Below are 26,197 nucleotides of genomic sequence, written 5' to 3'. Positions count from 1 at the left end.
CAGGGATATTGGCCAGCAGGCCCGGCCCTTTCGCGGGTGAACCCGCTCCTACGATGGCCTGTGTCCCTCCGGTGTGCGCCCGTCACCGATCAGGCGTAGGAGCGGGTTTACCCGCGAATACGGTGGCGGCGGCAACGGTGAATGACCAGGAATATTGGCCAGCAGGCCCGGCCCTTTCGCGGGTGAACCCGCTCCTACGATGGCCTGTGTCCCCAGGTGTGCGTCCGTCACCGATCAGACGTAGGAGCGGGTTGGGCCTGCCCCGTGACAACGGACGCCAAGAAGCTGGCTATAGAGCCAACTGCCTTAAGCCTTTTGCGTACTCGTTCGATGAGCGGTACCGGCTCATCCCGAGTGGGCGATATGCCCCTCGGCCAGTTCATCGGCGCCGTCATCCTCGCCAGGCAGGGCGGTGATCACGCTGAAATCGCTGACTTCTACCTTGCCGCCGCCATAGCCCAGCAAATGGAAGGAAAACGCCTTGCGCTCGGTCGGGTTGTCGAAGCTGAACTCCATCTCCAGGGGCGCGTCGGCGGTGACCTTTACCTCTTCTGGCAGGCCTAACGGCACGTCCTGTTCCAACTGCTTGGCCTTGAGCCGTATATAGGCCGCACGTTTGGGATCCAGCGAGCGTACCTTGACCCGCACGCGGGTGTGCGAGCCTCCAGGCATTTCCAGGTACTGGGCGCCAATCAGGTTGTCGGCCCAGTCATCGTGAATGCGCTTGCGCAACTTGATCGGCGAAGGGCCGCCGAACTGGTAACGCAGGTTGAGCGGGGTTTGCAGCAGGGATTGGTCGAGCACCCCGACCAGGGCGCCGATCTGCTGGCCCAGCAGGCTGTCGGCCGGACCGAGGTAGCGGGCCTGGTCGGCGATGAAACCTTCACTGGCATAACGCCGGCAGCGCTGCTGGAAGTCACATTCGGTGAACAGGCCCTGGCCGTTGTGGTAGCGCAGCATGCCGTTGGTGTAGGAGATCATTTCGCGGCCGTTGTCGTAGTCGCGGTACAACGAGCGGCCGCCAAGCGCGACAGGAATGGGCAGTGCGAAGTAGTCGAGCAGCGAGGTGGCCAGGTCGATATGGCCGTAAGTGCCGTGCTTGATGGTTGGCAGTTGGGCCTGCTCCGGCGCCAGGGTAAGGTTGAAACCCCAGGACGAGGCCAGGCGCACGCCATCGATGCCGTGGGACTCGTCGGAAGTCAGCACCACCAGTGTGTCCTTGAGGACGCCCTGGCGCTCGAGGTTGTCAAGAAATGCCCCGACCGCGTCATCCAGATAGGCGACCGCTGCCTGTTTCGCTGTGTCGTAGCGCTTGAGGTACTCGGCCGGCGCCGAATAGGGCTGGTGGGTGCCCACGGTGAGCAGCGTCAGCATCCAAGGCTTGTCCTGCTTCTGCAACTGGCCGACATAGCGCAGGGCGCCTTCGAAGAAAGCGCGGTCATCCTTGCCCCATGGGAAGTTCAGGTAGTTCTTGTTGCTGAACCACTCCTGGCCATGCACCGAATCGAAACCGATGTGCGGCATGATGCGGTCTTTGGCCATGAAGCGCAGGCCCGCGCCTTGCAGGTAGTGGGTGGTGAAACCGGCCTGGCGCAATTGTGCCGGCAGGCAGGCCTGGTTGCGTGCGTTCTGGGTCAGCAGTTCCACGCCCTTGGGCGTGCCATTGGCCAGCTTGTCGTAATCGCCGCACAGCATCGCATACAGGCCACGGATGGTCTGGTGGGTGTGCAGCACGTAGTCTGGGGTGTTCATGCCGCGCTCGGCCCACTTGCTGAGCCTGGGCATCAAGTCCTCATTGAAACGGCTGTTCAGCGCCTGGCGGTTAGGCCGCAGGTAGGCGCCCGGGATGCCTTCCATGGTAATCACCAGCAGGTTGCGGGCGCTTCCCGGGCCGGCAAGCAGCCTTTGCCCATGCAGGTCGGATTGAGTCAGGCCGCTGCTGGCGAGCGGGGTGAAGGTTTGCGTGCGGCCCATCCAGCCTTCGACCTGGCGTTGCAGGTTACCGACCCCGGCAGACATCAACTGGTGGGGGAGGTTGTATTGCCGCCACTGGTCGGCATCGGAAGGTAGCAACTGCTGGCTGCCCCAGTGCGTGCCAAACAGCAGTACGGGTATGGCCCAGGCCTTGTGCGGCAGTGGCTGGCTGGCCTGTGCACGGCTGCGCCATGCGAAGGCCAGCCAGGCCAGCAAGCCGCCACCCAGAGCCCAGGGCAGCCAGGCATGGGCCAGGCTGCCACCGGTCGAATTCTCCATGAACTGCGGGTCGACCAGGTAGTTCAGGTCGGCGCTGGTGGGCAGTCGGCCCACTGCGCTCACCAGTTCGGCCGAGGCCACCCACAGCGCCGCCCAGGCCAGCAGCACGGGCAACGCAAGCCACCACGGCCTGCGGTGTAGCAGCACGATCAACAGGCTGCCGAGGGCGAGGTCTGACAGGTAACCGAACGGGTTGGACCAACCCAGCATGGCGCGCGTACCCAGTGGGATCACCAACACCAGGGCCGCCAAAGCGGTAAGCCGGGTGCGTGGGTGGTCGGACAGGCTCTTCACAAAAACTTCCCTTTTGCCATTAAATCGTCATGCAACTGTGCTTGATGATAACAGGGCAGGGCAGGGAAGGCGGTCGATTACAAGGTTGGTAACCAAAGCCGGGGTCGTTCGCACAGCCCCGGCCGATGGCAACTATCAGAAGTAATAAGGGAATTTCAGGCTGAAAGAAAAGTCCGGTGCGTCATCGGTCAGACCAATGGACAGGTTGGGCACGATGGTCAGGTTGTCGGTGGCGGCGAAGGTCATGCCGATGTTGAAGTTGGCCGCGTTGTAATCGCTGTTGGAGATCGATTGCCAGTCGCCGCCATCAGGTTTGATCTTGCTCTTGCGGGCGAACTGGTCGGATACCGAGAACGACATGCTCATCTTTTCGTTCAGGGCAAAGGCGATGCCGCCGCCAATCTGCCACGAGTCACCAAGCTTGACGTCACCCGGCACCTTGCTGTTCACCTGCGGACTGATGTCGCTGAACGAGTCTTGCATGTTGTAGGTGTAGGACAGGCTGCCGAACAGCACAGCCGGGTCGAAGGTCTTGACCAGCGAGATGCCCGGTGTGATCGACCATACGCCGTTGCCAGTCGGTAGGCTTTCCGGTACCGCGAGGTTGTTGTTGCCATCCACCTCACGCAGTTTGATGCCATAGGGGTCCTTGCCGGTCGGTGCCTTTATTCGCAGGGTGGCCACTGCGTCCGGCCAGGTTTCGTCCTCGTCGAGGAATTTATAGGCCACCCCAACGTTGATATCGCCGATTTCCGGGTCGCGGGTCACGCTGGCATCGGAGGTGGTTGCCCCGGCCCCTCCCGCACCGCCAGACGAGTAGGTGGACTCGCGGTAGACCACGGGGACGTTGATATCGAACTGCCAGCGCTGTGCCAGGTTATAGCGCGCGGTCATGTCCAGGGTCCAGTTGTCAGCCTTGATCCGGTCGAGGTTGATGCTGCCGAGGAAGATCGAGTCCAGTGCCAGAAAGCCATTGAGGGTCAGCGCACGGGTATCGTAATGGGTATAGGTGAGGCCGGTTTCGAAGCTGAACTTGCCCCCGCCAAAGAATCCGCTGGCTTCGTCATACAGGTTGGTAACGCTTTGCGCCGGCTGGGAGTCGGCCGTCAGTGCCTGACCGTAGGAGCTACCTGAAGTGCCCGGTGCCCCAGAGGCAACGGTTTGCGCACCTTTTACCCCCTCGGCGGGAGACTTGACCAGGCGTCTGGGTTGCGTTGCTGCAGGGGCCTCTTCGACCTGGCGTACACGTTGTTCCAGCACCATCAGTGCCTGTTGCTGTGCCTCATAGCGGCGTTTGAGTTCAGTCAGTTCCTGTTTCAGCGCTTCGACCTGTGGGTCAGCGGCTGCGTAAAGTGCTGTGGCTGGGGCCAAGGCAGTCAAGCACACAAAAGCTCTGAGCGTAAAAGATCGGTACATGGAGTTGCCGTCCCTTCCAACTACTTTCGATGAGACTGAGCGTAGATCAGTATCCGAAGGTGCGAAGACCTTTGAGCTGGTCGAGGCTACCGCTGAGCGAAGCCGCTGTCGGCACGCTCTCACGCATGACAACGTTCAGGCTGGTGACGTTGTTGACCAGGTTACCGTTGCCGAGCAGCGTCGAATTCTGCAGCAGGCCACCCTGGGCCAGGCGTTGCACGCTGCTGCCCTGGTTGTTGCTGGCATTGATGTTGAGCTGCACGCCCACACCGCTGGAAGACACACTGAGTGCGCCGGCGCCATTTTCCCCAACCAGGGTCTGGCCGGCGGCCAGTACCTGGCCGTGCTGTTGTACGGCGGGGGCCTGGTTGGCTTTGGTCACGTTGATATCGACGTTGTTGTAAGCGGCGTTGTTGTCACCGGCTGCACGCACCACCTGGGTCACACCTTCGGTGGTGGTCAGGCCGTTGCCGCCCGTTACCACGCCAGTCCCGGCAGCAGAAGCGCTGCTCGGCGCCTTACCTGCGCCTTTTTTATCAATCATCGATACATAGAACTGGGGCTTGATGGTCGATTGCTGAACCTGCAGCGTGGACGTTGCCCCGATCACATCCCCTTTGGCATTTTGCCAGGTGCTGGACATGATGATACCGAAGCTCACGATTCGTCCGGGCATCACATAGCGGCCCCGCAGGTTCGCCAGCTCCTGGTCCTTCAGTTCGATGGGTTTGAATGTCTCTGCGTGACTGGGCAGGCTGGCTGCCAGACAGACCATGGCCAACCACAATGAAGTCTTCATGAAATGCTCCCTGGAGCATCATGCTCCTTGTCATTAGAACAGTCGTTAGAAGAAGTCGCTTCTGATGAAGCCGAAGTCCAGCAGCTCTGAGTCCTGCACGGGGGTGAAGTTGTTCACCCGGTCCTTGGCGGTCAGTGGCAGGGGCGGGTCGAGCAGGATGTTGTTCTTGTCGTAACCCTGGCCGATCACCGCGAAGATGATGCCGTTCCAGCCCTTGAGGAAATCGTCGACCTTGTATCGCTTGTGGCCCAGCACCGGGTCACCGATGTACACCCAGCCTTTGTCGACCTTCTGCATGACCACGAAGTGCTTGTAGCCGCGCACATCCATCAGTACCACGACGGGAATCCGCACGCTTTGCAGGGTTTCGGGCGCCACCCGGTAACCGCGGGCACGCATCCCGAGGCTTTCGATATAGCGCTTCATGTCGAGCATCGAGAAGCCTTGCGTGCGCACAAGGTCCTGGTCGGCGTGGGCCAGCATGCCTTCGATGATCTGATGTTCGTCCACGTCCAGCCAGTAGGCCTGACGCAGGATGGTGGCCAGCGCGGCGGCGCCGCAGCTGAAGTCGGTCTTTTGTTGCACCAGGTCGGCGAACTTGCGTTCACGCAAGCTCTGGATCGGTTTGAACACCACGGCGCCGCCCGGCAGGACGGACAGGGGCATTTGTGCAGCTTCGCTCACGCTGGCCAGGCACAGCAAAAACGCCAAGGCGAAAATACGCATGATCGGGTGCCTTACGGTGTGTTGAAGAAAGGCCCCCCGAAGGGGGCCTCAAGCACAGCGGTCAGAACGAGGTGTTGGAGATGGCCAGCGAGTTGCTTTGCTGGTTGCCCACACCGGCTGCTACGTTGACGCCCAGGTTACCGCTGCCACCATTCACCGAACCGCTAAGGGTTGCAGTGTTGGTAACTGGGTTGGCCCAGCCGGTCGGGGTCAGCACTTGGAAGGACACAGTATTGCTCAAGTCGTAAGCGCTGCTTTCGCTGTAGCTCTTCGAAACGTCGTTCGAGGATTGTTTCGATTGCTCGCCAGACTTCGAGAAGTCGGATGCCGAAGCATTCTCGTACGAAGAGTCGTGAGACTTGGAGTACGAAGAGTCCTTGGACTTGTCATACGCCGATTCACGCGACTTGTCGTAGTTGGAGTCGAATGCTTTCTCGAACGACGAGTCGTATGCACTTTCGCGCGACTTGTCGACCGATGCATCCAGCGATGCACTCAGCGAGCCATCGAAGGACTTGGAGTGGGAGCGCTCATAACGGCCATAGTCGGTGGTATGGGTACGCGTGGCGTTAACTTCAGCGTCCAGCGAAGCTGCCAGGCTGGCGCTGCTCGACGCGCTGTGGCTGCCGCTGGCAGAGCCACTGGCACCCCAGCCGCTCGAGCCACTTGCGCTCGAGTTGTGGGAGCCGCTGGCATTGCTGGAATGCGAGCCGCTGGAGTCCCAGCCACTGGAGCCGCTGGAGCTGGCGCTATGCGCACCGGCGAGGCTGAAGCTCGAGGACGAGCTGCGGTCGTCGGTCGAGTTGAACGAGCCATCACGCGAGCTTGAACCGCTGGCCGACTTGGTGATGGTAATCGTATCCACCCGGTAGGTGCGGTCAGCGCTGTTGTTTACAATCAGGCCTGGGCCGTCCTGATTGGCCGACGCGGTGGCGGTGGCGTTACCCAACGGTGCACCGGTGTTGGCGATGGCCATGGTGTTTTTCTGCTGGTTGAGGTCGCCACCGGCAATGTTGATGCCAATGTTGCCCTCAGCGCCGCTGGCTGAGCCGCTCATCACAGCCGAAGACTGGGTCGAGTAGTTGTCGACCCGGTTGTTTCTGCTGGTTTGCACAACGTCAGCCGTGGCATTGGCCATGCCGAACACGAAGCTGTTGTCCAGGCTCGAGTCAGAGCCTGCGTTGGCAATGGCAGCGGCGTTATCTTGCTGGTTGCCGTTACCGGCCGCCACGTTTATGCCAACGTTGCCGCTGGAGCCGGTGCCAGAGTCACTCATCTCGGCATCGTTGATGGTGCCTTGGTTGGTGATGCGGTTACGCGTGCTGGTTTGGGTATCCCAGGCATTGGCCGTTGCATACACAGGGATCTTGGTGGGTGGAGGCGTGTGATGACCATTGTTATGGTGGCCGTTATGGTGGTCATTACGCCGATCATTTTGCCCAGCTTGTACAGCAACAGCCATGACCGCAGCAATTGCGAAAACCAGAGGCTTGATTGCCATCGAGGGTTTCATGGTGATTCTCCGTACGCTATTAGGTTAAGTGTCGTTCTTAACTGCAGGGTCAATCCGCGACCCGGATGCTCAAGGTGTTGGCCATTCGGTTTCCCACCCCGGCACTCTGGTTCAACTGGATCACCCCGTGGCTACCGGTGAAGGCCTGGTCACTGGTGGTGACCTGGCGATAGCCTGCTGGAATGTCAGTTGCTCCGGAGTTGTTGATCAGCGCCACGTTTTGTTGCATGAGGACGCTGTCGTCGATGCTTTGCGGCTGCGCACCAATGCTGATGTTCAGTGCGTTGGCTTGCTGGGTGTTGGCGCCTGCGCTCTGGTTGATCCCCAGGGCGCCGCTGCCGTTGCTGAAGGCGTTGCCCTGGATGGTCGAGCGGGCGTCCATTGCAGGGTCAGCGGGCGTATTGAGCCGTTGCCGGATCTGGGTGCTTGCACTGGCTTCGGGGCCGACGGCGATGGCACGCGCATTGACCTGCTGCTGCATGTCGCCAGCAGCCTGGTTGACAGAGAGGTTCCCCTGATAGCGACTGCCGGAGCTGTCGATATCGGCGTTGTTGATGACGGGAACCAGGGATTGCGCGAAGACCGGTGCAGTGCAAAGGGCGGCCAGCATCAGCAGAGTGCGCTTCATCTCACTTGCCCCCGCCGGTCAGGATCTGCAGCGGCGCGAGGCCACGCTGCACGCTTGAGTTGACCATGTTCGAGATACCGTTACCCGACCCCGTACCGCGCCCGCCCGCCAAGTTGGGGAGCTGGTTCTGGTTGCCGAGGTTGCCCCCCAGGTTGTTGGTTTGTTGGGTGATCATGTTGCTGATGCCTGCACCACTGCTGATGCTGGCGAAGTCGCCATCGCTCAGCTCGCTGGTTTGCTTGAGCACGTGAGCTGAAGGGTTGGCATTGATGGTGGTAGGGCTCGGGTCTGGGATCAGAGGGGGGATGGTCGCGTTGCGCACTTGCACATCGCGCTTGATGATGATGATCCCCTTGTCCGCCTGAGCCGTCAGGCTTAGTGACCCCAGTACACAACCCACCAGTAATAGGTGATAGAGGCGATTGTCACTTTTCCTCACGACGGCAACTCCTTCTTTGAGCGCTGGCCCTGTTCAGCGATGCGTACCACAGAGCAGAAGGTGTGCCGCTTTTTAGAATCCTTTTCGGATCAGATAGTTAGCGCTGAGGGCTGACAAAATGCGGCGCATGCTGTCTCAGGCGTGAAACAGCTTGCCGTGATCGTTGCCGGCAAAGGCAGCGGTGGCCTTGAGTGGAAGGGTTTTTGCAGAGTGTGTTTCATGAGCGTGACACTGGCCCCAGGTCGGGGGAAAGCCCCGCAATTTCGGGGGCTTTGCCCCGCCGGGTTGTGTCAGAGGCTTAACACTCGGCAGGGCATGATGGCTCATCGCCGCTAAGTAGCGTAGCAACCGCCTGCAAGGCCACCAATTGGCGCTGCGGCCAATTGCCATCCAGTATTTGGTGCGGTTGGTTGTGCCGCTTCAGCCAAGCCAGGCTGTCCTCGAAAAAGCCTTGACGATCGCTGAGGTCGGGTTGGCAACGCTGGCCATCAGCAATCCAGTCCACCCCTTGCGGGCTGAGCAACAGGTGCAGGTCATAACGCCGTGCCAGCAGTGCTTCTTCCAGCCAGGTTGGGCAATCGTCGAATAGCGCGTGGCTCCAGAGCATGTTGCTCAGCAGGTGGGTGTCCAGAATTAGCAGCGGTGGCGCCTGCTCGCGGGCACGGTCCTCCCATGCCAGTTGCCCACGGGCGATGGCGGGAATATCGGCGTAGCAGGTGTCACGGCATTGCTGGTCGATGAAATGGCGCACGTACTCGCCCACCACCACGCCACCAAAATGTGCCTGGATCACCCCGCTAAGCCAGCTTTTGCCACTGGATTCAGGGCCGCACAGTACCAGCACTTTCATTGATTGCTGCGCACTCATGGCTGTACCAGCGCCGGGTCGCGGCGCCATTCCAGCCAGCCGCGTACAGCAATCAGGGTGAGCACGGCGAAGAAGCCTGCGGTGAAATACAGCTGCTGATGCAGGTATTGGCCCACATAGATAATGTCGACCACGACCCACAGTGGCCAGCACTGCAGGCGTTTCTGCGCCATCCACAGTTGCGCCACCAGGCTGAAGCCGGTCAGGGTGGCATCCAGCCAGGGCAGGGCGGCATCGGTCCAGTTGGCCATGGCCGCGCCCAGGGTTGCGCTCAGCAGCGCCCCGGCGGCCAGCCCGGTGAGCAGTGCCGGGCGTTGCAGACGGGAGACCTGGCGGGCGTCCTCAACGTGGTCGGGGCGTTTCCATTGCCACCAGCCGTACAGTTGCAGGATGGCGTAGGCCAGTTGCAGCAACATGCCCGAATACAGCTTTACCTCGTAGAACAGCCAGCCATAGATCAGCACCATGACCAGGCCGATCGGCCAGCACCAGGCGTTCTGCTTGACCGTGAGCCAGACAGCGGTTACGCCGAGGACGGCGGCAATGAGTTCAAGGCCGGACATCGGCGATCCTTGGAGGCTACGGGGGAGGGGCGCGATTGTAGCGGGTCGGCCGCGGAAGGTGTAGGGCGCAGCGGTGGGATGCCCCTTGGTAGGAGCGGGTTCACCCGCGAACACCGGCAGCGCCGGTGCCATCCACCGCGTTGCTTCCTTCGCGGGCATGCCCGCTCCCACAGGTGCGCAGGCTTCAAGGTCACTCGATACCTGCAAGAGCAGGCATGCCCGCCCACCAAGGGCTTGTTCTCAGACCCGGAACTGCCGCAACAACTGCTCCAACTCTTCGCTCAATCGCCCCAGCGCCGCCCCGGCATCGCTGGACTGACGGGCCGCATCGGCGGTCTGCTGCGACAACCCGGCGGTATCCAGCACATTGCGGTTGATCTCTTCGACCACATGCGACTGCTGCAAGGTGGCGCTGGCGATGGAGGCATTCAATGCGGTGAGGTTGTTCAGCACCTGGTTGATGGCGTCCAGGCTGGCGCCGGCCTCGCGTGCCTGTTCGACGGTCTGGCGCGATGCCTCGCTGCTGGTGTCTATGGCCTTGACTGCAGCGTCCGACTGGCTCTGCAGGTGCTCGATCATGGTATGAATCTCGGCCGTCGATTGCGCTGTACGCTGGGCCAGCAGTCGCACCTCGTCGGCGACCACGGCAAAGCCTCGGCCTTGCTCGCCGGCCCGTGCCGCCTCGATGGCGGCATTCAGCGCCAGCAGGTTGGTCTGTTCGGCAATGGAACGAATCACGTCCAGCACACCACCAATGCGCGTGCTGTGCCCGGCCAGGTCGCGGATTACCTGTACGGCCTGATCGATGGTCAGCGACAGGCGGTCGATCTGCGCCAGGCTGCCGTGGATGGCCTGCTGACCATGGGTCACCTGTTGTTGTGCCGTACGCATCTCTCCGGCGGCCTGTTCTGCAGTCTTGGCCACGTCCTGCACGGCGTAGGTCACCTCATTGACTGCAGTGGCCACCTGGTCCATCTGTAGCGATTGCTGGGCGCTGTGCTGTTGGGCGGCACCCGCGTTGTCACCGACGTGCCCGGCGGATTGGGCCAACGCGTGGGCCGCGCCTTGCAGTTGGCCGACTACGCCTTGCAGTTTGCCGTTGAAACGGTTGAAGTGCTCGCCCAGGTGGGTGATCTCGTCGCGGCCATGGGTGTCCAGGCGCCGGGTGAGGTCGCTTTCTCCGCTGGCAATGTTGCCCATCGCCTGCACCGCTTCCTGCAGCGGGCGGGCTATGCTGCGGGCAATCAGCATGACCACCAGCGCCATCAGCAGGGCAATGCCCACGCCAACCAGCGAAGCGTCGCGCAACTGGCGAGCGAATTCGGCCTGCACGTCATCCACATACACGCCTGAACCGATGATCCAGCCCCACGGCTTGAACAGCTGAATATAGGAAGTCTTGGCTACCGGCTCACTGGCGCCGGGCTTGGGCCAGCGATAGTTGACCGGGCCGGCGCCCTGCTGACGGGCAAGGGCGACCATTTCGTTGAACACGGCGAAACCATCGGGATCGCGAATGGCTGAAAGGTCCTGGCCGTCGAGCTTGGGGTTGGCCGGATGCATGATCATCTTCGGCCCCAGGTCGTTGATCCAGAAATAGTCGTCATGGTCGTAGCGCAGCGCGCGCACCACTTGCAGCGCCTGTTGCTGGGCGGTTTCGCGGCTGAGCGTGCCGGCAGCTTCCAGGCCTTGGTAATAGGCCAACACACCCGCGGCGGTCTGCACCACATGGCGGGTTTTCTCCGCCTTGGCCTGGTAAAGGTCACCATGGATCTGCCGCAGCATCAGCAGGCCCAGGACCACCAGCATGGCCACCGCTACCACAAGGATCAGCCACAGGCGCCGACTGATTGACATCGATCTCAGAGTGTTCATCCATCAGCTCCCGCATTGTTCTTTTTATTGAGGTGCATCGAAGCATGCTTTGCAGCGAGCCCCCACTCGACTAATGGCTAAGTGCTATGTTGGTGATAGTCTGCAACAGGTCGTTAAAGCGATTGCCAAGGGGCTCTGTCAGGATTTCGGCCGCGCAAGATGAAACCTTTAACAGGCGTGAACTTTTCCACTGGCGTTGCGCCCAACAGTCGCTGTAAAACAGCCGGGCCGTGTAAGGCAATCTCAAGCGAATCAAGAATAAGGGGCCTGCGACAAGCAGCGCTCCATCCGGGGGAATGATGGATTTTTGGACTGCCTTCCAGGCAATCATCTTAGGCGTGGTCGAAGGGCTGACGGAGTTTCTGCCGATCTCCAGTACCGGCCACCAGATTATCGTCGCCGACCTGATCGGTTTTGGCGGCGAACGGGCCATGGCTTTCAACATCATCATTCAGCTGGCGGCGATCCTGGCGGTGGTGTGGGAGTTTCGCAGCAAGATATTCGAAGTGGTCTTCGGCCTGACCCGTCAGCCCACGGCGCGCCGCTTTACGGGCAACCTGCTGTTGGCGTTCATGCCGGCGGTGGTGCTGGGTGTCCTGTTCGCCGACCTTATTCACGAATACCTGTTCAACCCCGTCACCGTGGCGGCGGCACTGGTGGTGGGGGGCATCATCATGCTCTGGGCCGAGCGCCGTGAGCACCGCGTGCAGGTGGACCATGTGGACGACATGCGCTGGAGCCATGCACTGAAAATCGGCTTCATCCAGTGCCTGGCGATGATCCCGGGCACGTCGCGCTCCGGTTCGACCATCATCGGTGGCCTGCTGTTCGGCCTGTCGCGCAAGGCAGCGACCGAGTTCTCGTTCTTTCTGGCAATGCCGACCATGGTCGGTGCGGCGGTGTATTCGGGCTATAAGTACCGCGACTTGTTCCAGCCCGGCGATCTGCCGGTGTTCGCGCTCGGCTTCGTGACCTCGTTCATCTTTGCCATGATTGCCGTACGGGCATTGCTCAAGTTCATTGCCAACCATAGCTACGCGGCATTTGCCTGGTATCGCATTGTGTTCGGCCTGTTCATTCTGGCGACCTGGCAGTTTGGTTGGGTCGACTGGTCCACGGCGCATGGCTGAGGCGCTGCGTGGGCAACGGGCTGAAGGTGTGCGCAATGTGCACCTGAAGCTGCTGGTGTTGGGCGTGCTTTGCCTGTTGCCCGGCTTGGGGGCGGCGCGCATGGCCTGGAACGATCAGACCTGGTGGCCGTTGGCGTTGTACCCGGCCATGAGCCTGATCAGCCTGTTGCTGTATTGGCAGGACAAGCAGCAGGCACGTACGCGGGCCTGGCGTACACCCGAGAAAGTGCTGCATGCCAGTGAATTGCTCGGTGGTTGGCCGGGGGCGCTGTTGGCACAGCAGCTGTTTCGGCACAAGACCCGCAAGGTTTCGTTCCAATTGGTGTGCTGGGGGATTGTGCTGGTGCACCAGGTGTTCTGGGCAGACTGGCTGTTTCTTGACGGGCGTTATCTGCCCTTTGGTTGATGTGCAGTTGTACCGGCCTCTTCGCGGGTAAAGCCGCGAACGGGCCGGCACAGCTAGATCACATGACCAACCCCACTTGCAACCGCTTGGGCAACCGACGCACTACCAGCTGGTGCGACCGCTGCAACACGTCACACAGTTCATCACGCCCCATCGGGTAGGGTGGCGTCATGCTGACCCACCGCGCCCGCGCCAGGTACGGAGCTGGCCGTATCCCCGGGCGATCGCAATAACCCAGAAACAGCTCGTCGGCCACCTTGAACGATAACCCGGCACCCGCCAGGTCGAGCACCGCGAACATCTTGTTTTCTGCCACCGAAAACACTCGGATGCCGCCCCATTTGTAGTCTTCCCGCGAACCTGGCAGGCTCAGGCAAAACGCCGCTACCTGGGCTTCGCTCATTTTTCGTTCAGACATACCGCTCTCCACAAGCCTCGAATGACGCCGCCAGGTGATCGATCCACACCCGGACCGCAGGCAGCAAGCCACGCCGGTGTGGGTAAACTGCCTGCAGGTAGCCACCCGGCAGCGACCAGTCTGGCAGCAGGCGCACCAGTTCGCCGCGTTCCAGTTCCTCTTCACAGAACATGCTGGGCAGCGCAGTGAACCCCAGGCCGGCACGTACAGCAGCGTTACGTACTACGAAATCATCGATCGCCAGGCGCGGTTCCAGCGCTATTTCCTGCTGCTTGCCATGGGGGCCGAACAGGCGGAAGTGTACCAGCCGGTCTGCTTCGGCTGCGCCCAGCACGGGCAATGATGCCAACTCGCCCGGTTCGCGAATGTGGTCGGCAAAGCCGGGCGCGGCTACCAGTTGCATTTGTGCCTGGCGCAGGCGGCGGGTAACCAGGGCCGGATCTTCGTCGCCCAGGTCGCGTACGCGCAACGCTACGTCAATGCCTTCGGAAATCAGGTCGACCCGGCGGTTGAGCAATACCATGTCCAGTTGCACCAGCGGGTACTGCTCAAGAAAGCGGCTGATCACATCCGGCAGGAAGGCGTGTGCCAGTGCCACCGGGCAGGATACCCGTAAACGCCCGCGCGGCTCACTGCTCATGCTGGCCACGGTTTCGTCAGCGGCTTCGGCCTCCAGCAGCATGGCCTGACAATGATGCAAGTAACGTTCACCCACTGCGGTGAGCTTGAGTTGCCGTGTGGTGCGCTGCAACAGACGTGTGCCCAGGCGCTCTTCAAGCTCGGCGATACGCCGCGACAGGCGCGACTTGGGGATGCCCAGCTGGCGCCCGGCGGCGGCAAATCCGCCAGCTTCGACGACGCGCGCGAAGTAGAAGAGGTCGTTGAGGTCTTGCATGGGAATGTCTCACTGTTCCATCTGTGGGACAAACTAACGCATTTTTGCTTACTTATCAGCTATTGATCACTTCGGTAGGATCTTCCCCATCGTGATCGCCCACAGATGCGGTCTTCAATCACAGGAGAGTCCCATGAAACTGTTGCACATCGATTCGAGCATCCTGGGCGACAATTCCGCCTCGCGCCAGTTGAGCCGCGAAGTGGTCGAAGCCTGGAAGGCTGCAGACCCAAGCGTTGAAGTGATTTACCGCGACCTGGCTGCCGATGCCATCGCCCACTTCTCCGCCGCCACCCTTGTGGCTGCAGGCACCCCTGAAGACGTACGCGACGCGGCCCAGGCTTTCGAAGCCAAGCTGAGCGCCGAGACGCTCGAAGAGTTCCTGGCTGCCGATGCCGTGGTGATTGGTGCGCCAATGTACAACTTCACCGTGCCGACCCAGCTAAAAGCCTGGATTGACCGCGTGGCCGTCGCCGGCAAGACCTTCCGCTACACCGAAGCCGGCCCGCAAGGCCTGTGCGGCAACAAGAAAGTGGTGCTGGTTTCCACCGCGGGTGGCCTGCACGCTGGCCAGCCGACTGGTGCCGGGCACGAAGACTTCCTGAAAGTGTTCCTGGGCTTCATCGGTGTTACCGACCTTGAAATCGTCCGGGCCCATGGCCTGGCCTATGGCCCGGAGCAGCGCAGCCAGGCGATCGATGCTGCACAGGCGCAGATCGCCAACGAGCTGTTTGCTGCTGCCTGATCAAGGGAATGCGGTGGATCGCAAGAGTGGCCCCTGTCGAGGCACAAGGCCACTCCAACCTGTAGAAGAGTGACTCAGACCACCGGGATAAGCGGATCAGCTGCCGCCAAGGCCGCTTCCCGGTCAGCCGCTGGCGGATAAATCCACACTGAATTGATCTGGCGCTTCAGCGCCTTGGCTTCGGCCTTGTCCTCCGGTGGTGAAACCTCACGGTCCCATCCTTCGGTATAAACCGCACCCCAGGCCCCCAGGTCCAGGCACGTCACGTACTTGGGCTGGCTGTAAGCCACTGGTGCTACGCCAAGCAAATCGGCTGCGGCATTGTTGCCCGCATGGCGCCCCAGCGGAATCGCGTGCTGGCACGACATCACGGCATGATTGCCAAGCGCGTCACAGGTGGCGTAAGCCACATCTCCAGCTGCATACACGGCCTCATTGCCCTTGACCTTCAGGTTGCCATCGACATGCAAGCGGCCGCGGTTGTCGCGCTCGCCGCTGATTTGTTCGGTGAGCGGGTTGGCCTTGAAGCCAACCGTCCATACCACCGTGCTGGTGTCGATACGCTGGCCGTTGTCCAGCTGCACTCCGGCAGGGTCTGCCGAAACCACCGTGGCACCGCAAACCCACTCTACGCCCAGGGCCTCGCATGCCTGCTCGATGGCCGGTCGGATGCCGTCACCCAGGGCTGCACCAATGTTTGCGCCGCGGTCGATTACCACTACGCGCAAACTGACGTCTTCACCCAGTATCGCGCGCAAGCGGGCCGGCAGTTCGGTGGCCGTCTCGATGCCGGTAAAACCGCCCCCGGCTACCACCACGGTGTTGCGTGCCGGCATGTTCGGCAGGCTGGCCAGTGACTTCAGGTGGGTTTCCAGGCGTGCAGCGCTGTCGAGCGTGTCGACATCGAAGACATGCTCGATGCCGACCATGTCAGGGCGATCGAGCACACTGCCGCAGGCCATGATCAGGCGGTCGTAGGGCAGGGCGCAGCGAGTGCCGCTGCGGGTGCGGTAGCCCACGCGACGGGCTGCCTCATCAATGTGGAATGCCGTGCCCTGCACGAAGCGGACATTGACAGCGTCGAACAGCGCCTGCAGTGGTGCGGCCATGGTATGCACGTCTGGCTCGTAGAAGCGCGGACGCACAGACAGTTCAGCCTGGGGCGCGAGCAAGGTGACCTCGACGTCCTTGCTGCCGTTGAGGTCAAGCTGGCGGATGGCGCTGAGCGCGCTCCACAGGCCGGCAAAGCCCGCACCAATGATCAGGATCTGCTTCATGGTTGTGCTCCTTTGAAGTTCGGTGGACAAGGTAGACCTTATTGCCGGTCAACGGTGTTACCAGTGCTTGCTGGAGTGCTTCAGAATGTTGGCGGCGTGATCACCCAGATCACCACGGCATCCACTTCACCGGGGTTGCCGTAGCGGTGTGGTTCCTGGCTCGGGAAGCTGAAGCTGTCGCCTTCACTCAGCTGGAAATGCCGCTCGCCTACCCACAGCTCAAACGTGCCGCTGAGGAGGTAGCCGGCTTCTTCACCGTCGTGGCTGTAACTTTGCTGGCTGTAGGTTCCCGGAGGGAAACGGGAGTGCAGCATCTCCAACTGGCGGTTGGGCTGGGGGGTGAGCAGTTGATCGACGATGCCGTCTTCATAATGCACGCTCAGGCGGCTGTTGCGCCGCACCACATAGCCTTGGTCTTCGGGCGCGGTGGTGGCCTCGCTGGCGAAGAACCACTGGATGGTCACGCCCAGGCTGCGGGCGATGTTGAACAGCGCCGGGATCGACGGATAGGACAGGTTGCGCTCCAGCTGGCTGATGTAGCCTGCGGTCAGTTCACTGTGTGCGGCCAGCTCCGCCAGGGTCATGCCGCGGCGCTTGCGCAGGCCGCGGATGCGGGTGCCGAGGAACTGCGGCGCGGCGCCCCCGGGTTCGCTGGCGGGAGGCTGGGAGGGTTGGCTCATGCGCGTCGGTCCATCGCAAAAGCCGCAGTATGTACAGCCTCAGAGCGACCAGGCAACCGTCAGACCATCGTGAATCGCTTCTTCGGCCGTGCGCGGCGCCAGGCAGTCGCCAATCCGCCGGACGTCCACCACACCTGCCAGTTCGGTGGCCAGGCGGTCTTGCGGTTGATGCCCCATGCACAGCACCAGGGTGTCGATGCCTTCGAAGATCATCGGATCGCCGCTGGCGGTGTGCTGCAGGTACACCGTGTTGTCGTCGCTGCCATACAGGCGTGCGTATGGTGTGACAGGGATACCCAGGCGATGCAGCTCGCCGGCCAGTTGGTCACGTACATAAAGCGGCAGGCTCTCGCCGCAATGAGTGCCATTGACCGCCAACTGTACCTGATGGCCTTCACGCACCAGGCGTTCGGCGATACCGGGGCCGATCCAGTCACAGCGCCAGTCGATCACCAGCACCGAACGCCCCGGTTTCACCTCATTGCGCAGCACTTGCCAGGCGTCCACTACCTGAAGCTCGCCGGTACGTTCGAACGCGGGCCAGTAGGGGGTGGCGCCGGTAGCAGCGATGACCAGATCAGGGCGCTCACGTTCGACCAGTGCGCGGTCGACCCGGGTGTTGCGCACCACTTCTACCCCCGCCAGGGCCATTTCCCGTTGCAGGTTGGTGCTGGCCCCCCCGAACTCGCTGCGCCGTGGCAGCAGTTGGGCGAGCAGCACCTGCCCACCGAGCTGCGGGCCCGCCTCGTACAGCGTGACCTGGTGCCCGCGCGCGGCAGCCACGGCGGCGGCTTTCATGCCGGCAGGCCCGCCGCCGGCGACCATTATGCGTTTGGGCGAGGAAGTGGGCGTAAGGTGCCCGTACTGTAACTCTCGGCCGGTTTCCGGGCGCTGGATGCAGGAAATGGCCAAGCCGCGATGGAAATGGCCGATGCATGCCTGGTTGCAAGCGATGCAGGCGCGCACGTCTTCAACCTGGCCGCGTTCGGTCTTGACTGGCATCAACGGGTCGCAGATCAGCGCCCGGGTCATGCCGCACACATCAGCCTGACCGCGGGCCAGGATCAGCTCGGCTTCCTGGGGCTGGTTGATGCGCCCGGTGACGAACAGGGGGATGGCCAGCTGCTGCCTGAAGGTGCCAGCCTCGCGGGCCAGGTACGCCGGTTCGATGGCCATCGGTGGCACGATATGGACCGCGCCACCCAGCGAGGCCGAGGTACCGGCGACGATATGCAGGTAGTCGAGCTGGCCCTGCAAGGCCACGGCAGCAGCCAGTGACTCGTCCTCACTCAGGCCCTGGCTGTCGCGCTCGTCAGCGCTGATGCGCAGGCCGATGATGAACTGCTCATCGGTGGCGGCGCGCACTGCGGCCAGCACTTCGCGCAAGAACCTCAGGCGCTGATCCAGGTCACCGTTGTAGCCATCACTGCGTACGTTCACCCGCGGGTTGAGAAACTGCGCGGGCAGGTAACCATGACTGGCCACCACCTCGACGCCATCCAGCCCGGCCTGGTGCAGGCGGCGGGCGGCGCTGGCGTAGCCCTGGACGATTTCGTCGATCATTGCCTGGTCCAGCGCACGCGGCATCACCCGGAAGCGCTCATTGGGCACCGCAGAGGCCGAGTAGGCTACCGCCAACAGGCCGTCTGCCGACTCCATGATCTCCCGCCCGGGGTGAAACAGTTGCGACAGCACCACGGTGCCGTGCGCGTGGCAGGCCTCGGCAAGCTGGCGGTAGCCGGCGATGCAGGCATCGTCAGTGGCCATCAGCACATGCGAGGTGTAGCGGGCACTGTCGTGCACCCCGGTGACCTGCAGCACGATCAGGCCGACGCCGCCGGCAGCGCGGTCGCGCTGGTAGGCGATCAGTTTGTCGTTGACCAGGTTGTCGGTGGGCAGGCAGGTGTCGTGCCCGGTGGACATGATGCGGTTCTTCAAGCGTTTGCCGCGGATCTGCAAGGGCTCGAACAGGTGAGGGAAGGCGGTCTGCATCAGGCGGCTCCGGTACGGGTTTGTTATTTTTTCTTATAAAAGTGTATCGATAGTAAAAAATCAACTTGTTTTTTTACTAGTGTCTGTCTAGGTTTTCCTCACTCGCGTGGCGAGGGTGTGACCTCAGAACAACAAGAAAACGGGCCCGTCGGGCACCGGAAGGAGGAAGCTACGATGCAGCTATTTCCACGAATGACCGGCCTTTGCGCAGCCTTGCTGGCCCTTGGCCTGGGCAATGCGCAAGCTGCGCAGCAGATGGTTGTGGTCGGTTATGGCGGCGCAGGCCAGAAGGCCCAGGATGAGGCGATCTTCAAACCCTTCAGTGACCAGGACGGCAGTCAGTTGATTCAGAGTGAATACAACGGCGAAATGGCACGTATCCAGGTCATGGCTGACACCGGCCACGTCGATTGGGACGTGGTGCAGATCGAAGGCCCTGACTTGATGCGCGGCTGCGACGAGGGAATATACGAGCATCTGGACTGGCAGCGCCTGGGCCATGCAGACGAACTGATCCCGGCAGCCGCACAGGATTGTGGGTCGGCCGCGCTGGTCTGGAGCGTGGCTATTGCCTATGACCGCAACAAGCTCGCCCAGGCGCCGGCCTCGTGGGCCGATTTCTGGGACATCAACAAGTACCCTGGCAAGCGTGGCCTGCGCAAGCGTGCGGTGTACAACCTGGAATTCGCGCTGTTGGCTGACGGGGTCAAGGTCGAGGACGTTTACCGGGTACTGTCTACGCCGGCGGGTGTCGAACGGGCCTTCGCCAAACTCAGCGAACTCAAGCCCCATATCCAGTGGTGGGACGCCGGCGCTCAACCCGCGCAATGGCTGGCAGCCGGTGACGTGGTGATGACCTCCACCTACAGCGGACGAATTGCGGTGGCGGCGCAGCAGGGCAGCCCGTTGGCCGTGGTATGGCCTGGCAGCCTGTACGGTATGGACTATTGGGCGATCATCAAAGGCTCGCGGCATGTCGACCAGGCCAAGCGGCTGATTGCCTATGCCAATCAGCCGGATACCCAGGTGCGGTATGTGCAGCAGATACCCTATGGGCCGACCAATACCCAGGCCGCAGCCAGGCTTGACCCGTCCCTGGCCAATTGGGTACCCACGTCACCACAGAACCTGCAAGGGGCGCTGGCCATGAACGTGGAATTCTGGGTCGACCATGGCGAAGAATTGGAGCAACGCTTCAACGCCTGGGCCAGCAAATAGCGTTCAGTTAAGGGGCAACAAGATGACTGCAACGGAACAAAGCCTGCGTCGGGAGTTGGCTGCCTGCTACCGGCTGATCGCACATTTTCGCATGAGTGATCTCATCTTCACGCATATCTCCTTGCGCTTGCCTGGGCCGGAGCACCATTTCCTGATCAACCCGTATGGCCTGCTCTTCGATGAGATCACCGCTTCCAGTCTGGTGAAGATCGACCTGCAAGGGCGGCCGGTGGGGGCTGCCCGTCACCCAGTCAACCCAGCCGGGTTCGTCATTCACAGTGCCATTCACGCTGCCCGCGAGGATGCCCAGTGCGTGCTGCACACCCACACCCGCGCAGGTTGCGCGGTGGCCGCACTGGAATGTGGCCTGCTGCCGGTCAGCCAGATGTCCATGGAGTTTTACGGCAATGTGGCTTACCACGCCTACGAGGGCATCGCGCTGGACATGGATGAACAGCAACGGCTGGTGGCCGACCTGGGCAACAAGCCGGTGATGATACTGCGCAACCATGGGCTGTTGACCACGGGGCGCAGTGTGGCTGAAGCCTTCCTGCGCATGTACTACCTGGAGAAGGCTTGCGAGATCCAGTTGGCGGCGCAGCGTGCTGGGCAACTGATTTTCCCGTCGACTGATGTGTGCAGTCGTACCGAACGGCAGTTCAACGCGCCGGGGAGCGGCTTGAAGCAGGGGGAACTGACCGACCCGGATGCGCTGCAATTGGCGTGGGCGGCGTTGTTGCGAATGCTGGAGAAGGTGGCGCCTGGTTATCAGGATTGAACCTGTGCTTGCTGATTTGGTTGCGTAGATGTCCAGCCAGATAGCGGGCGGACGGAACAGTCACTGTAGTGCAACCATTGGTTTCAACTGTGCTGGTCCCTTTGTGTGGAATACCTTTATGCTGTAACGAAATATGTCTAAAAAGCCTGCAGAAGGAAGTCGCAATGCCACTCAAGGACCTGCTTATCGCCCTGGTGGTGATTGTCGCCTGGGGAGTCAACTTTGTGGTCATCAAGGTTGGCCTCGACGGGCTGCCACCGATGTTGCTGGGGGCATTGCGTTTCTTGTTGGTGGCGTTCCCGGCGATCTTGCTGGTCAGGCGGCCCAAACTGCCGTGGCGCTGGCTGATCGCTTACGGTGCGACCATTTCACTGGGCCAGTTCGCGTTCCTGTTTCAGGCCATGTACAGCGGCATGCCGCCAGGGTTGGCTTCGTTGATCCTGCAGTCGCAAGCCTTCTTCACCCTCGGTTTTGCAGCGTTGTTTCTCGGTGAGCGGCTGCGCCTTGCCAGCGTGCTGGGGCTACTGGTGGCGGCCAGTGGCCTGGCGCTGATCGGCAGCGAAGACGGCGGCCATGTGCCCATGCTGGCGCTGGTGCTGACGCTGTGTGGCGGCGCAATGTGGGGCCTGGGCAACATCATTACCCGACGGTTTGGCTCGGTCGACCTGGTCGCGTTGGTGATCTGGGGCGGGCTGATACCGCCACTGCCATTTCTGGCACTGTCCTGGTGGCTGGAAGGCCCCGAGCGCATTGGCCATGCCTTGGCCAATATCAGTTGGAGTTCGGTGCTGGCCCTGGCGTATCTGGCCTTTGTGGCCACCATGCTCGGCTACAGCCTGTGGAGCAAGTTGCTGTCGCGCCACCCGGCAGGCAAGGTGGCGCCGTTCTCGCTGCTGGTACCGGTGATTGGCCTGAGTTCGTCGGCTTTGCTGCTGGGAGAGCGCCTGACCGCTACGCAGGGCTGGGGTGCATTGCTGGTGATGGTCGGCCTGCTGGTGAATGTGTTTGGTGCGCGCATCGGTCAGCGTTTGCGGGCAGCCAACGCGTAAGGCGCTTCAATCTGCTGAGCTGCGCTCTGTTAGAATCGGCCTCTTTTTGCCAGGCCAACGGAGCGCATCCATGATCATTTCCACCACCAGCCAGCTCGAAGGCCGCCCGATTGCCGAATACCTGGGCGTGGTCAGTTCCGAATCGGTGCAGGGCATCAACTTCGTGCGCGATTTCTTTACACGGTTTCGCGACTTCTTCGGCGGCCGTTCGCAAACCCTGGAAAGCGCGTTGCGCGAGGCCCGGGAGCAGGCCACGGAAGAACTCAAGGCCCGGGCACGACAGTTGCAAGCCGATGCGGTAGTGGGGGTGGACTTTGAGATCAGCATGCCGTCGGTACAGGGCGGCATGGTCGTGGTATTTGCCACCGGTACGGCAGTACGCCTGAAGTAAAGCCTGCGGCCATTGGTCGGCTACAAGGTTCTTGTCCGGTCGGTCCGCAAATGACCAGCTAGTCTCACTCTCACAGGCCGCGTTTCCTGGGCAACTTGTCTGGTTGCCGACGCGACCGCCACCGGAGGGAGACTGGGCATGAGCGAATCCTTTTTCGAAGACCTGAACGATGCGTTCCCGATCAACAGCCAGGTGCGTTGCGGCCAGGCGGCATTTCGCCTGGGTTTCGCCCACATGACGCTGGATGATTCCGAACAGCTCCAGCCTGCACATTTGCAGCGCAGCAAAAAAGGCCGCTTCATGCCGCGGGTACCGATCAAGAAGTGATCCCGCGTCTGCACACGCCCCCCGCCCAACGGCGGGGTTTTTATTGCCATTCGTTGATCCGCCTCATGGTATTGCCCGGTAGCGCTCGCCGGATGGCCCGGCCTGTGGTTTTCTGACGCGGCATTCCAGCGACGGAGGATTGAATGCTCATGCGAGTCAGGGAAGAAACCTATTGGCAGTGGGCCGACGCACAGTTGCACAGCCGCTGCCACGACGAAGCACTCAGCGACGGCACCACACTGGACGTGCAGGTGCGCTTGTCGCGCCTGGGGGCGACGCAGCTGTTTCTGGGGTTGTACGCCGGGAATGGGCGGGCGTTGCTGGAAGAGTATTACCCTGCGCTGCCGGGCGAGACCATGACCCGTGCGCTGGTGTGGGGTGTCGACCGCGCCCGGGCGATGGCAACGGGCGCCTTGCCTTTGCCGGAAACCCGCTTGCAGCGGCGCCAGGCATGAAAAAGCCCGGCCTGTGCGGGCCGGGCTCTGGTAAGGGTACGAACCCTCAATTCAGCGGTTCGATCACCTTGACTGCCTGCTGCTCACGGGCAGCGGGCCATTCTTGTTGCAGGGTCTGCAGCACGCGGCTGACGAATTCGGTGTCGGCGGCGGCTTTCTTGCCGACGTAGCCTTGGCCACGGCGGTAGACCTTGAAGCGGGCACGCATGCTGGGCAGGTGCTCTTCAAATTCATCTTCGACGGTGTTCGGTGGCAGGCGGTCGAGGCGCACTTCACCGGTTTGGCTAACCCACAGCAGATGGTCGTCAAGGCTGTCCTTGCGCACGGCGAACAGCTGGGCCAATTGGTCGATAGTCGGATTGTTGTTCAAGTTCATCATAAAGCCCCCATTACCCATTCATAGGTGATTTTCACAGTTGGCGCTACACGGTGTAGCGCACTACCAAGGCTGCTACAGCAGCATCGCAACAGGGGCTTTCTCACGCTGCCTTTTGGACAGTTTCCCTCTCCACGGACGGCCTGCGTTACCGCGCAGGCCGTCTGGAACACCCTTGCCACCGCTCCCGATCGGGGAGACGGCTTCATCATGCCCAAGCGCGATGAACGGCGTCAACCGTTTTGTAGTGATTTTTTTTGCTCACTACATTCTGTCGTTTTGTCCGACAATCACCGCTGGCGTTACAAGCCGGAAAGGATGTCGAAGGCGGCTTGCACCCGCGCTTGGTTGGGGTAATTCCGATTGGCCAGCAACACGACTGCCAGTTGTTCTGCCGGCACGAACGCGGCGTACGCGCCGAAGCCATTGGTGGAGCCAGTCTTGTTGTACCAGGCTGCCGGTAGCGCGGGCAGGGCCGGTTGCAAGCGAGTGGTTGCCTGCGGTTCACGGATCAGCAGCGAGCTGTTGCCATCGATCAGAGTGCGCAGCGTGGCCGGGTAGGGGTAGCGTTCCCAGCCCAGTCCTTGCGTCATGGCGCCAACCTGGAAATAGCCTTGCTGGGTAATGGCGGTGGCTTTCACCAGGGCCGGTGGCAGGCCCTGCGGCTGCATGTGCAGCCGCACATAGCGCAGCAGGTCGCTGGCGCTGGTTTTGATGCCGTATGCCTCGTCGGCGTAAGGCCCGGGCCCCACACGCACCGGCTTGTCGGCGGCGTCATACCCTTGGGCATAAAGCCCCTGGGCGCTGGCCGGAACCTGAAGGTAGGTATTCTTCAGGCCCATCTTCGCCAGCAGGCCTTCAGTCATCAGCGTGGAGAACGGTTGGTGCTGCGCCCGGGCGGCCAGGTCACCGAACAAACCCAGGCTGGGGTTCGAGTAGCAGCGCTGGGTGCCGGGTTTGGCGCGAGGTTGCCAGTGGCGGAAGAAATCGACGACCTGTTGCGGCGATTGCACAGTGTCGGGGAACTGCAGTGGCAGGCAATCGGCGCTATAGGCGCCCAGTTCCAGCACGGTCGCGTCGCCGATGGGGACACCGGCCAGTGCCGGGTGATAGCGCTTGGCCGGGGCGTCGAGGTCAAGTTTGCCCTCGGCGCTGGCAAGTGCGGCCAGGGTGGCAGTGTAGGTCTTGCTCAGCGAACCGATCTCGAACAGCGTATCGCGGCTGACCGGTACGTTGTCGGCCTTGCTGGCCAAGCCGTAGCTGAAGTAATGCGCATGGTCGCGTGCATAGATGGCCACAGCCATGCCGGTAATGCCTTGTTCCTGCATGAGCGGGCGGATGATCTGGTCGACCTTGGCCTGTAACTGGTCGTCGGCCTGGGCGCTGGCATGGCCCAAAGCAAAGGTAATGGCGGCTGCAAGTGCAGCCAGACGTGGGCGGAGCATGGCGAGTCCTTGTTGTGGAACGTGTCCGTTGAGCGATACCACTCGGGGTTCCGGCGTTAGCGACGGAGAGCCAGAGACCTTATCGTCTGCCCAGCCACAATGACAAGATGGATACAGTGATGAAGTATTTGCGCATGTTATTTGACAATTTCACCTTGGCCTTGCTCGGGGTGGTACTCATCGCCACCGTGCTGCCTTGCTCGGGCGATGGCGCGGTGTATTTCGGCTGGCTGACCAACCTGGCCATCGGCCTGTTGTTCTTCCTGCATGGCGCCAAACTGTCGCGTGAAGCCATCATTGCCGGTGCCGGGCACTGGCGCCTGCACCTACTGGTGTTCTCCTGTACTTTCGTACTGTTCCCGCTGCTGGGCCTGGCGTTCAAACCTTTGTTCGTACCGCTGGTGGGTAACGAGCTTTACCTGGGCGTCCTGTACCTGTGTGCCTTGCCTGCGACCGTGCAGTCGGCCATTGCCTTTACCTCGCTGGCCCGCGGTAACGTGCCGGCGGCCATCTGCAGCGCGGCGGCCTCCAGCCTGCTGGGTATCTTCCTCACACCGTTGCTGGTGATGTTGCTGCTGGGTGCCAGTGGTGATACAGGTTCCGGCCTGGATGCGGTGTTGAAGATCACTTTGCAGTTGCTAGTGCCATTCGTTGCCGGGCAGATCGCGCGGCGCTGGATCGGTGCCTGGGTCAAGCGCAATGCACGCTGGCTCAAGGTGGTGGACCAGGGTTCGATCCTGCTGGTGGTGTACACCGCCTTCAGTGAGGCCGTGGTTACCGGGCTGTGGCATACCGTATCGCCGCAGCACCTGGCGGGGTTGTTCGTGGTGTGCGCGATTCTGCTGGCAGTGGTGCTGTTCGGCACACGCATGCTTGGCAAGGCCCTGGGCTTCGACCTCGAGGATCGCATCACCATCCTGTTTGCCGGCTCCAAGAAAAGCCTGGCTACTGGTGTGCCCATGGCCCAGGTGTTGTTCGTGGGCAGTGGCATTGGCGCGATGATCCTGCCGCTGATGCTGTTCCACCAGATACAACTGATGGTGTGTGCTGTGCTGGCGCAGCGTTATGCCAGCCGTGAGCAGGCGGTGGAGGCTTCGGCGGTGTCTTGAGCGCCTTTACGTTCCCATGTAGATGCTGTGTTGGTGGTCAAGCTTTTCTGCGGTGCTGAGAGCTGAAAAGCTTGGTCGTACAAAGGGTTGATACCCGCGAAGAGGCCAGGGCTGCTGGCCAATCTCCACCCG

Annotated in this window: 27 protein-coding genes; 10 read left to right on the top strand and 17 right to left on the bottom strand. The window is 61.7% G+C overall.

What is annotated here, in order from left to right:
• Window positions 1-345 precede the first annotated feature (345 nt).
• The 10 genes from ACF8RA_RS08675 to mcpP all read right to left on the bottom strand — a co-directional run bounded on the left by ACF8RA_RS08675 (window position 346) and on the right by mcpP (window position 11,374).
• Complete coding sequence (locus ACF8RA_RS08675) at window positions 346-2,547, bottom strand: LTA synthase family protein (RefSeq protein WP_392462362.1); 2,202 nt, start codon at window positions 2,545-2,547, stop codon at window positions 346-348.
• A gap of 135 nt (window positions 2,548-2,682) precedes the next feature.
• Window positions 2,683-3,963, bottom strand: coding sequence for a hypothetical protein (locus ACF8RA_RS08670; protein WP_176684014.1), 1,281 nt, complete (start codon window positions 3,961-3,963; stop codon window positions 2,683-2,685).
• Window positions 3,964-4,009: 46 nt separating this feature from the next.
• The gene (locus tag ACF8RA_RS08665) at window positions 4,010-4,762 is read right to left on the bottom strand and encodes a hypothetical protein (protein ID WP_176684013.1); all 753 of its coding nucleotides are present in this window, start codon (window positions 4,760-4,762) and stop codon (window positions 4,010-4,012) included.
• Between the two features lie 45 nt (window positions 4,763-4,807).
• Window positions 4,808-5,488, bottom strand: a complete 681-nt coding sequence (locus ACF8RA_RS08660) for a C39 family peptidase (RefSeq protein ID WP_176684012.1) — start codon at window positions 5,486-5,488, stop codon at window positions 4,808-4,810.
• A 61-nt stretch (window positions 5,489-5,549) separates the two neighbouring features.
• Window positions 5,550-7,001 carry a heme utilization protein gene (locus ACF8RA_RS08655; RefSeq protein WP_176684011.1) on the bottom strand — a complete coding sequence of 484 codons (1,452 nt, stop codon included), beginning with the start codon at window positions 6,999-7,001 and terminating at the stop codon, window positions 5,550-5,552.
• Between the two features lie 49 nt (window positions 7,002-7,050).
• Window positions 7,051-7,629 (bottom strand): adhesin, encoded by a 579-nt coding sequence (locus ACF8RA_RS08650; RefSeq protein WP_176684010.1) that lies wholly within the window; start codon window positions 7,627-7,629, stop codon window positions 7,051-7,053.
• 1 nt (window position 7,630) lies between these two features.
• Entirely contained in the window at window positions 7,631-8,068 is a 438-nt protein-coding gene (locus ACF8RA_RS08645) for a hypothetical protein (protein WP_176684009.1), read from the bottom strand.
• Window positions 8,069-8,366: 298 nt separating this feature from the next.
• A complete protein-coding gene (locus ACF8RA_RS08640) occupies window positions 8,367-8,936 on the bottom strand; it encodes an AAA family ATPase (RefSeq protein WP_392462359.1) in 570 nt (189 codons plus the stop codon).
• Complete coding sequence (gene pnuC / locus ACF8RA_RS08635) at window positions 8,933-9,499, bottom strand: nicotinamide riboside transporter PnuC (RefSeq protein ID WP_176684007.1); 567 nt, start codon at window positions 9,497-9,499, stop codon at window positions 8,933-8,935. Before pnuC ends, ACF8RA_RS08640 begins: the two co-directional genes overlap by 4 nt.
• Before the next feature lie 240 nt (window positions 9,500-9,739).
• The gene (gene mcpP / locus ACF8RA_RS08630) at window positions 9,740-11,374 is read right to left on the bottom strand and encodes a methyl-accepting chemotaxis protein (protein WP_209966432.1); all 1,635 of its coding nucleotides are present in this window, start codon (window positions 11,372-11,374) and stop codon (window positions 9,740-9,742) included.
• Window positions 11,375-11,673: 299 nt separating this feature from the next.
• On the opposite strand from mcpP, the gene ACF8RA_RS08625 reads away from it, so the two are divergent.
• A complete protein-coding gene (locus tag ACF8RA_RS08625; protein ID WP_176684005.1) occupies window positions 11,674-12,504 on the top strand; it encodes an undecaprenyl-diphosphate phosphatase in 831 nt (276 codons plus the stop codon).
• Window positions 12,497-12,910 carry a DUF1294 domain-containing protein gene (locus ACF8RA_RS08620; protein WP_392462357.1) on the top strand — a complete coding sequence of 138 codons (414 nt, stop codon included), beginning with the start codon at window positions 12,497-12,499 and terminating at the stop codon, window positions 12,908-12,910. Before ACF8RA_RS08625 ends, ACF8RA_RS08620 begins: the two co-directional genes overlap by 8 nt.
• 58 nt (window positions 12,911-12,968) lie before the next feature.
• On the opposite strand, the gene ACF8RA_RS08615 is transcribed toward ACF8RA_RS08620, so the two are convergent.
• Together ACF8RA_RS08615 and ACF8RA_RS08610 are read right to left on the bottom strand one after the other, a co-directional pair.
• Window positions 12,969-13,328, bottom strand: coding sequence for an MmcQ/YjbR family DNA-binding protein (locus ACF8RA_RS08615; protein ID WP_392462355.1), 360 nt, complete (start codon window positions 13,326-13,328; stop codon window positions 12,969-12,971).
• Entirely contained in the window at window positions 13,321-14,223 is a 903-nt protein-coding gene (locus ACF8RA_RS08610; protein ID WP_003253907.1) for a LysR substrate-binding domain-containing protein, read from the bottom strand. Before ACF8RA_RS08610 ends, ACF8RA_RS08615 begins: the two co-directional genes overlap by 8 nt.
• Window positions 14,224-14,356: 133 nt before the next feature.
• On the opposite strand from ACF8RA_RS08610, the gene ACF8RA_RS08605 reads away from it, so the two are divergent.
• Entirely contained in the window at window positions 14,357-14,968 is a 612-nt protein-coding gene (locus ACF8RA_RS08605; RefSeq protein WP_392462353.1) for an FMN-dependent NADH-azoreductase, read from the top strand.
• A 74-nt stretch (window positions 14,969-15,042) separates the two neighbouring features.
• On the opposite strand, the gene ACF8RA_RS08600 is transcribed toward ACF8RA_RS08605, so the two are convergent.
• The 3 genes from ACF8RA_RS08600 to ACF8RA_RS08590 form a co-directional block, all read right to left on the bottom strand.
• Entirely contained in the window at window positions 15,043-16,245 is a 1,203-nt protein-coding gene (locus ACF8RA_RS08600) for an NAD(P)/FAD-dependent oxidoreductase (RefSeq protein WP_392462351.1), read from the bottom strand.
• A gap of 80 nt (window positions 16,246-16,325) precedes the next feature.
• Window positions 16,326-16,925 (bottom strand): helix-turn-helix domain-containing protein, encoded by a 600-nt coding sequence (locus ACF8RA_RS08595; protein WP_176684000.1) that lies wholly within the window; start codon window positions 16,923-16,925, stop codon window positions 16,326-16,328.
• 39 nt (window positions 16,926-16,964) lie between these two features.
• Window positions 16,965-18,917 (bottom strand): FAD-dependent oxidoreductase, encoded by a 1,953-nt coding sequence (locus tag ACF8RA_RS08590; protein WP_392462349.1) that lies wholly within the window; start codon window positions 18,915-18,917, stop codon window positions 16,965-16,967.
• A 174-nt stretch (window positions 18,918-19,091) separates the two neighbouring features.
• On the opposite strand from ACF8RA_RS08590, the gene ACF8RA_RS08585 reads away from it, so the two are divergent.
• From ACF8RA_RS08585 to ACF8RA_RS08560, 6 genes are all read left to right on the top strand, one after another.
• The gene (locus ACF8RA_RS08585; protein WP_176683998.1) at window positions 19,092-20,135 is read left to right on the top strand and encodes an ABC transporter substrate-binding protein; all 1,044 of its coding nucleotides are present in this window, start codon (window positions 19,092-19,094) and stop codon (window positions 20,133-20,135) included.
• The gene (locus tag ACF8RA_RS08580) at window positions 20,089-20,913 is read left to right on the top strand and encodes a class II aldolase/adducin family protein (protein ID WP_392462347.1); all 825 of its coding nucleotides are present in this window, start codon (window positions 20,089-20,091) and stop codon (window positions 20,911-20,913) included. Before ACF8RA_RS08585 ends, ACF8RA_RS08580 begins: the two co-directional genes overlap by 47 nt.
• Before the next feature lie 164 nt (window positions 20,914-21,077).
• Window positions 21,078-21,962: an EamA family transporter gene (locus tag ACF8RA_RS08575; protein ID WP_392462344.1), complete on the top strand. Its 885-nt coding sequence runs from the start codon at window positions 21,078-21,080 to the stop codon at window positions 21,960-21,962.
• 70 nt (window positions 21,963-22,032) lie between these two features.
• Window positions 22,033-22,353 (top strand): YbjQ family protein, encoded by a 321-nt coding sequence (locus tag ACF8RA_RS08570; RefSeq protein WP_003253898.1) that lies wholly within the window; start codon window positions 22,033-22,035, stop codon window positions 22,351-22,353.
• A 138-nt stretch (window positions 22,354-22,491) separates the two neighbouring features.
• Complete coding sequence (locus ACF8RA_RS08565) at window positions 22,492-22,680, top strand: hypothetical protein (protein ID WP_021782365.1); 189 nt, start codon at window positions 22,492-22,494, stop codon at window positions 22,678-22,680.
• Between the two features lie 143 nt (window positions 22,681-22,823).
• Window positions 22,824-23,135, top strand: coding sequence for a hypothetical protein (locus tag ACF8RA_RS08560; RefSeq protein ID WP_176683996.1), 312 nt, complete (start codon window positions 22,824-22,826; stop codon window positions 23,133-23,135).
• Between the two features lie 46 nt (window positions 23,136-23,181).
• Here the strand turns inward: ACF8RA_RS08560 and ACF8RA_RS08555 are convergent, their stop codons facing one another.
• Both ACF8RA_RS08555 and ampC read right to left on the bottom strand, forming a co-directional pair.
• Complete coding sequence (locus tag ACF8RA_RS08555; RefSeq protein ID WP_392462342.1) at window positions 23,182-23,514, bottom strand: hypothetical protein; 333 nt, start codon at window positions 23,512-23,514, stop codon at window positions 23,182-23,184.
• A 299-nt stretch (window positions 23,515-23,813) separates the two neighbouring features.
• Complete coding sequence (ampC, locus tag ACF8RA_RS08550) at window positions 23,814-24,956, bottom strand: class C beta-lactamase (protein ID WP_392462340.1); 1,143 nt, start codon at window positions 24,954-24,956, stop codon at window positions 23,814-23,816.
• 107 nt (window positions 24,957-25,063) lie between these two features.
• Between ampC and ACF8RA_RS08545 the strand changes: the two genes are divergently transcribed.
• Window positions 25,064-26,065 carry a bile acid:sodium symporter family protein gene (locus ACF8RA_RS08545; protein WP_176683994.1) on the top strand — a complete coding sequence of 334 codons (1,002 nt, stop codon included), beginning with the start codon at window positions 25,064-25,066 and terminating at the stop codon, window positions 26,063-26,065.
• The last annotated feature ends 132 nt before the right edge of the window (window positions 26,066-26,197 follow it).

Source organism: Pseudomonas sp. FYR_5 (genome assembly GCF_043106315.1).
GTDB classification, from domain to species: domain Bacteria; phylum Pseudomonadota; class Gammaproteobacteria; order Pseudomonadales; family Pseudomonadaceae; genus Aquipseudomonas; species Aquipseudomonas putida_Y.
Note: the sequence above shows the minus strand (reverse complement) of the source record. Positions and strands in the feature narration are given on the sequence as shown.

Coding starts and splice junctions, on each gene's coding strand:
- ACF8RA_RS08620 (WP_392462357.1), top strand. CDS start 12,497: ATGGCTGAGGCGCTGCGTGGGCAACGGGCTGAAGGTGTGCGCAATGTG.
- ACF8RA_RS08650 (WP_176684010.1), bottom strand. CDS start 7,629: ATGAAGCGCACTCTGCTGATGCTGGCCGCCCTTTGCACTGCACCGGTC.
- ACF8RA_RS08660 (WP_176684012.1), bottom strand. CDS start 5,488: ATGCGTATTTTCGCCTTGGCGTTTTTGCTGTGCCTGGCCAGCGTGAGC.
- ACF8RA_RS08665 (WP_176684013.1), bottom strand. CDS start 4,762: ATGAAGACTTCATTGTGGTTGGCCATGGTCTGTCTGGCAGCCAGCCTG.
- ACF8RA_RS08670 (WP_176684014.1), bottom strand. CDS start 3,963: ATGTACCGATCTTTTACGCTCAGAGCTTTTGTGTGCTTGACTGCCTTG.
- ACF8RA_RS08605 (WP_392462353.1), top strand. CDS start 14,357: ATGAAACTGTTGCACATCGATTCGAGCATCCTGGGCGACAATTCCGCC.
- ACF8RA_RS08555 (WP_392462342.1), bottom strand. CDS start 23,514: ATGATGAACTTGAACAACAATCCGACTATCGACCAATTGGCCCAGCTG.
- ACF8RA_RS08615 (WP_392462355.1), bottom strand. CDS start 13,328: ATGTCTGAACGAAAAATGAGCGAAGCCCAGGTAGCGGCGTTTTGCCTG.
- ACF8RA_RS08545 (WP_176683994.1), top strand. CDS start 25,064: ATGGATACAGTGATGAAGTATTTGCGCATGTTATTTGACAATTTCACC.
- ACF8RA_RS08625 (WP_176684005.1), top strand. CDS start 11,674: ATGGATTTTTGGACTGCCTTCCAGGCAATCATCTTAGGCGTGGTCGAA.
- ACF8RA_RS08560 (WP_176683996.1), top strand. CDS start 22,824: ATGCTCATGCGAGTCAGGGAAGAAACCTATTGGCAGTGGGCCGACGCA.
- ACF8RA_RS08575 (WP_392462344.1), top strand. CDS start 21,078: ATGCCACTCAAGGACCTGCTTATCGCCCTGGTGGTGATTGTCGCCTGG.
- ACF8RA_RS08570 (WP_003253898.1), top strand. CDS start 22,033: ATGATCATTTCCACCACCAGCCAGCTCGAAGGCCGCCCGATTGCCGAA.
- ACF8RA_RS08590 (WP_392462349.1), bottom strand. CDS start 18,917: ATGCAGACCGCCTTCCCTCACCTGTTCGAGCCCTTGCAGATCCGCGGC.
- ACF8RA_RS08640 (WP_392462359.1), bottom strand. CDS start 8,936: ATGAGTGCGCAGCAATCAATGAAAGTGCTGGTACTGTGCGGCCCTGAA.
- ACF8RA_RS08585 (WP_176683998.1), top strand. CDS start 19,092: ATGCAGCTATTTCCACGAATGACCGGCCTTTGCGCAGCCTTGCTGGCC.
- ACF8RA_RS08565 (WP_021782365.1), top strand. CDS start 22,492: ATGAGCGAATCCTTTTTCGAAGACCTGAACGATGCGTTCCCGATCAAC.
- ampC (WP_392462340.1), bottom strand. CDS start 24,956: ATGCTCCGCCCACGTCTGGCTGCACTTGCAGCCGCCATTACCTTTGCT.
- pnuC (WP_176684007.1), bottom strand. CDS start 9,499: ATGTCCGGCCTTGAACTCATTGCCGCCGTCCTCGGCGTAACCGCTGTC.
- ACF8RA_RS08580 (WP_392462347.1), top strand. CDS start 20,089: ATGGCGAAGAATTGGAGCAACGCTTCAACGCCTGGGCCAGCAAATAGC.
- ACF8RA_RS08655 (WP_176684011.1), bottom strand. CDS start 7,001: ATGAAACCCTCGATGGCAATCAAGCCTCTGGTTTTCGCAATTGCTGCG.
- ACF8RA_RS08595 (WP_176684000.1), bottom strand. CDS start 16,925: ATGAGCCAACCCTCCCAGCCTCCCGCCAGCGAACCCGGGGGCGCCGCG.
- ACF8RA_RS08610 (WP_003253907.1), bottom strand. CDS start 14,223: ATGCAAGACCTCAACGACCTCTTCTACTTCGCGCGCGTCGTCGAAGCT.
- ACF8RA_RS08600 (WP_392462351.1), bottom strand. CDS start 16,245: ATGAAGCAGATCCTGATCATTGGTGCGGGCTTTGCCGGCCTGTGGAGC.
- mcpP (WP_209966432.1), bottom strand. CDS start 11,374: ATGAACACTCTGAGATCGATGTCAATCAGTCGGCGCCTGTGGCTGATC.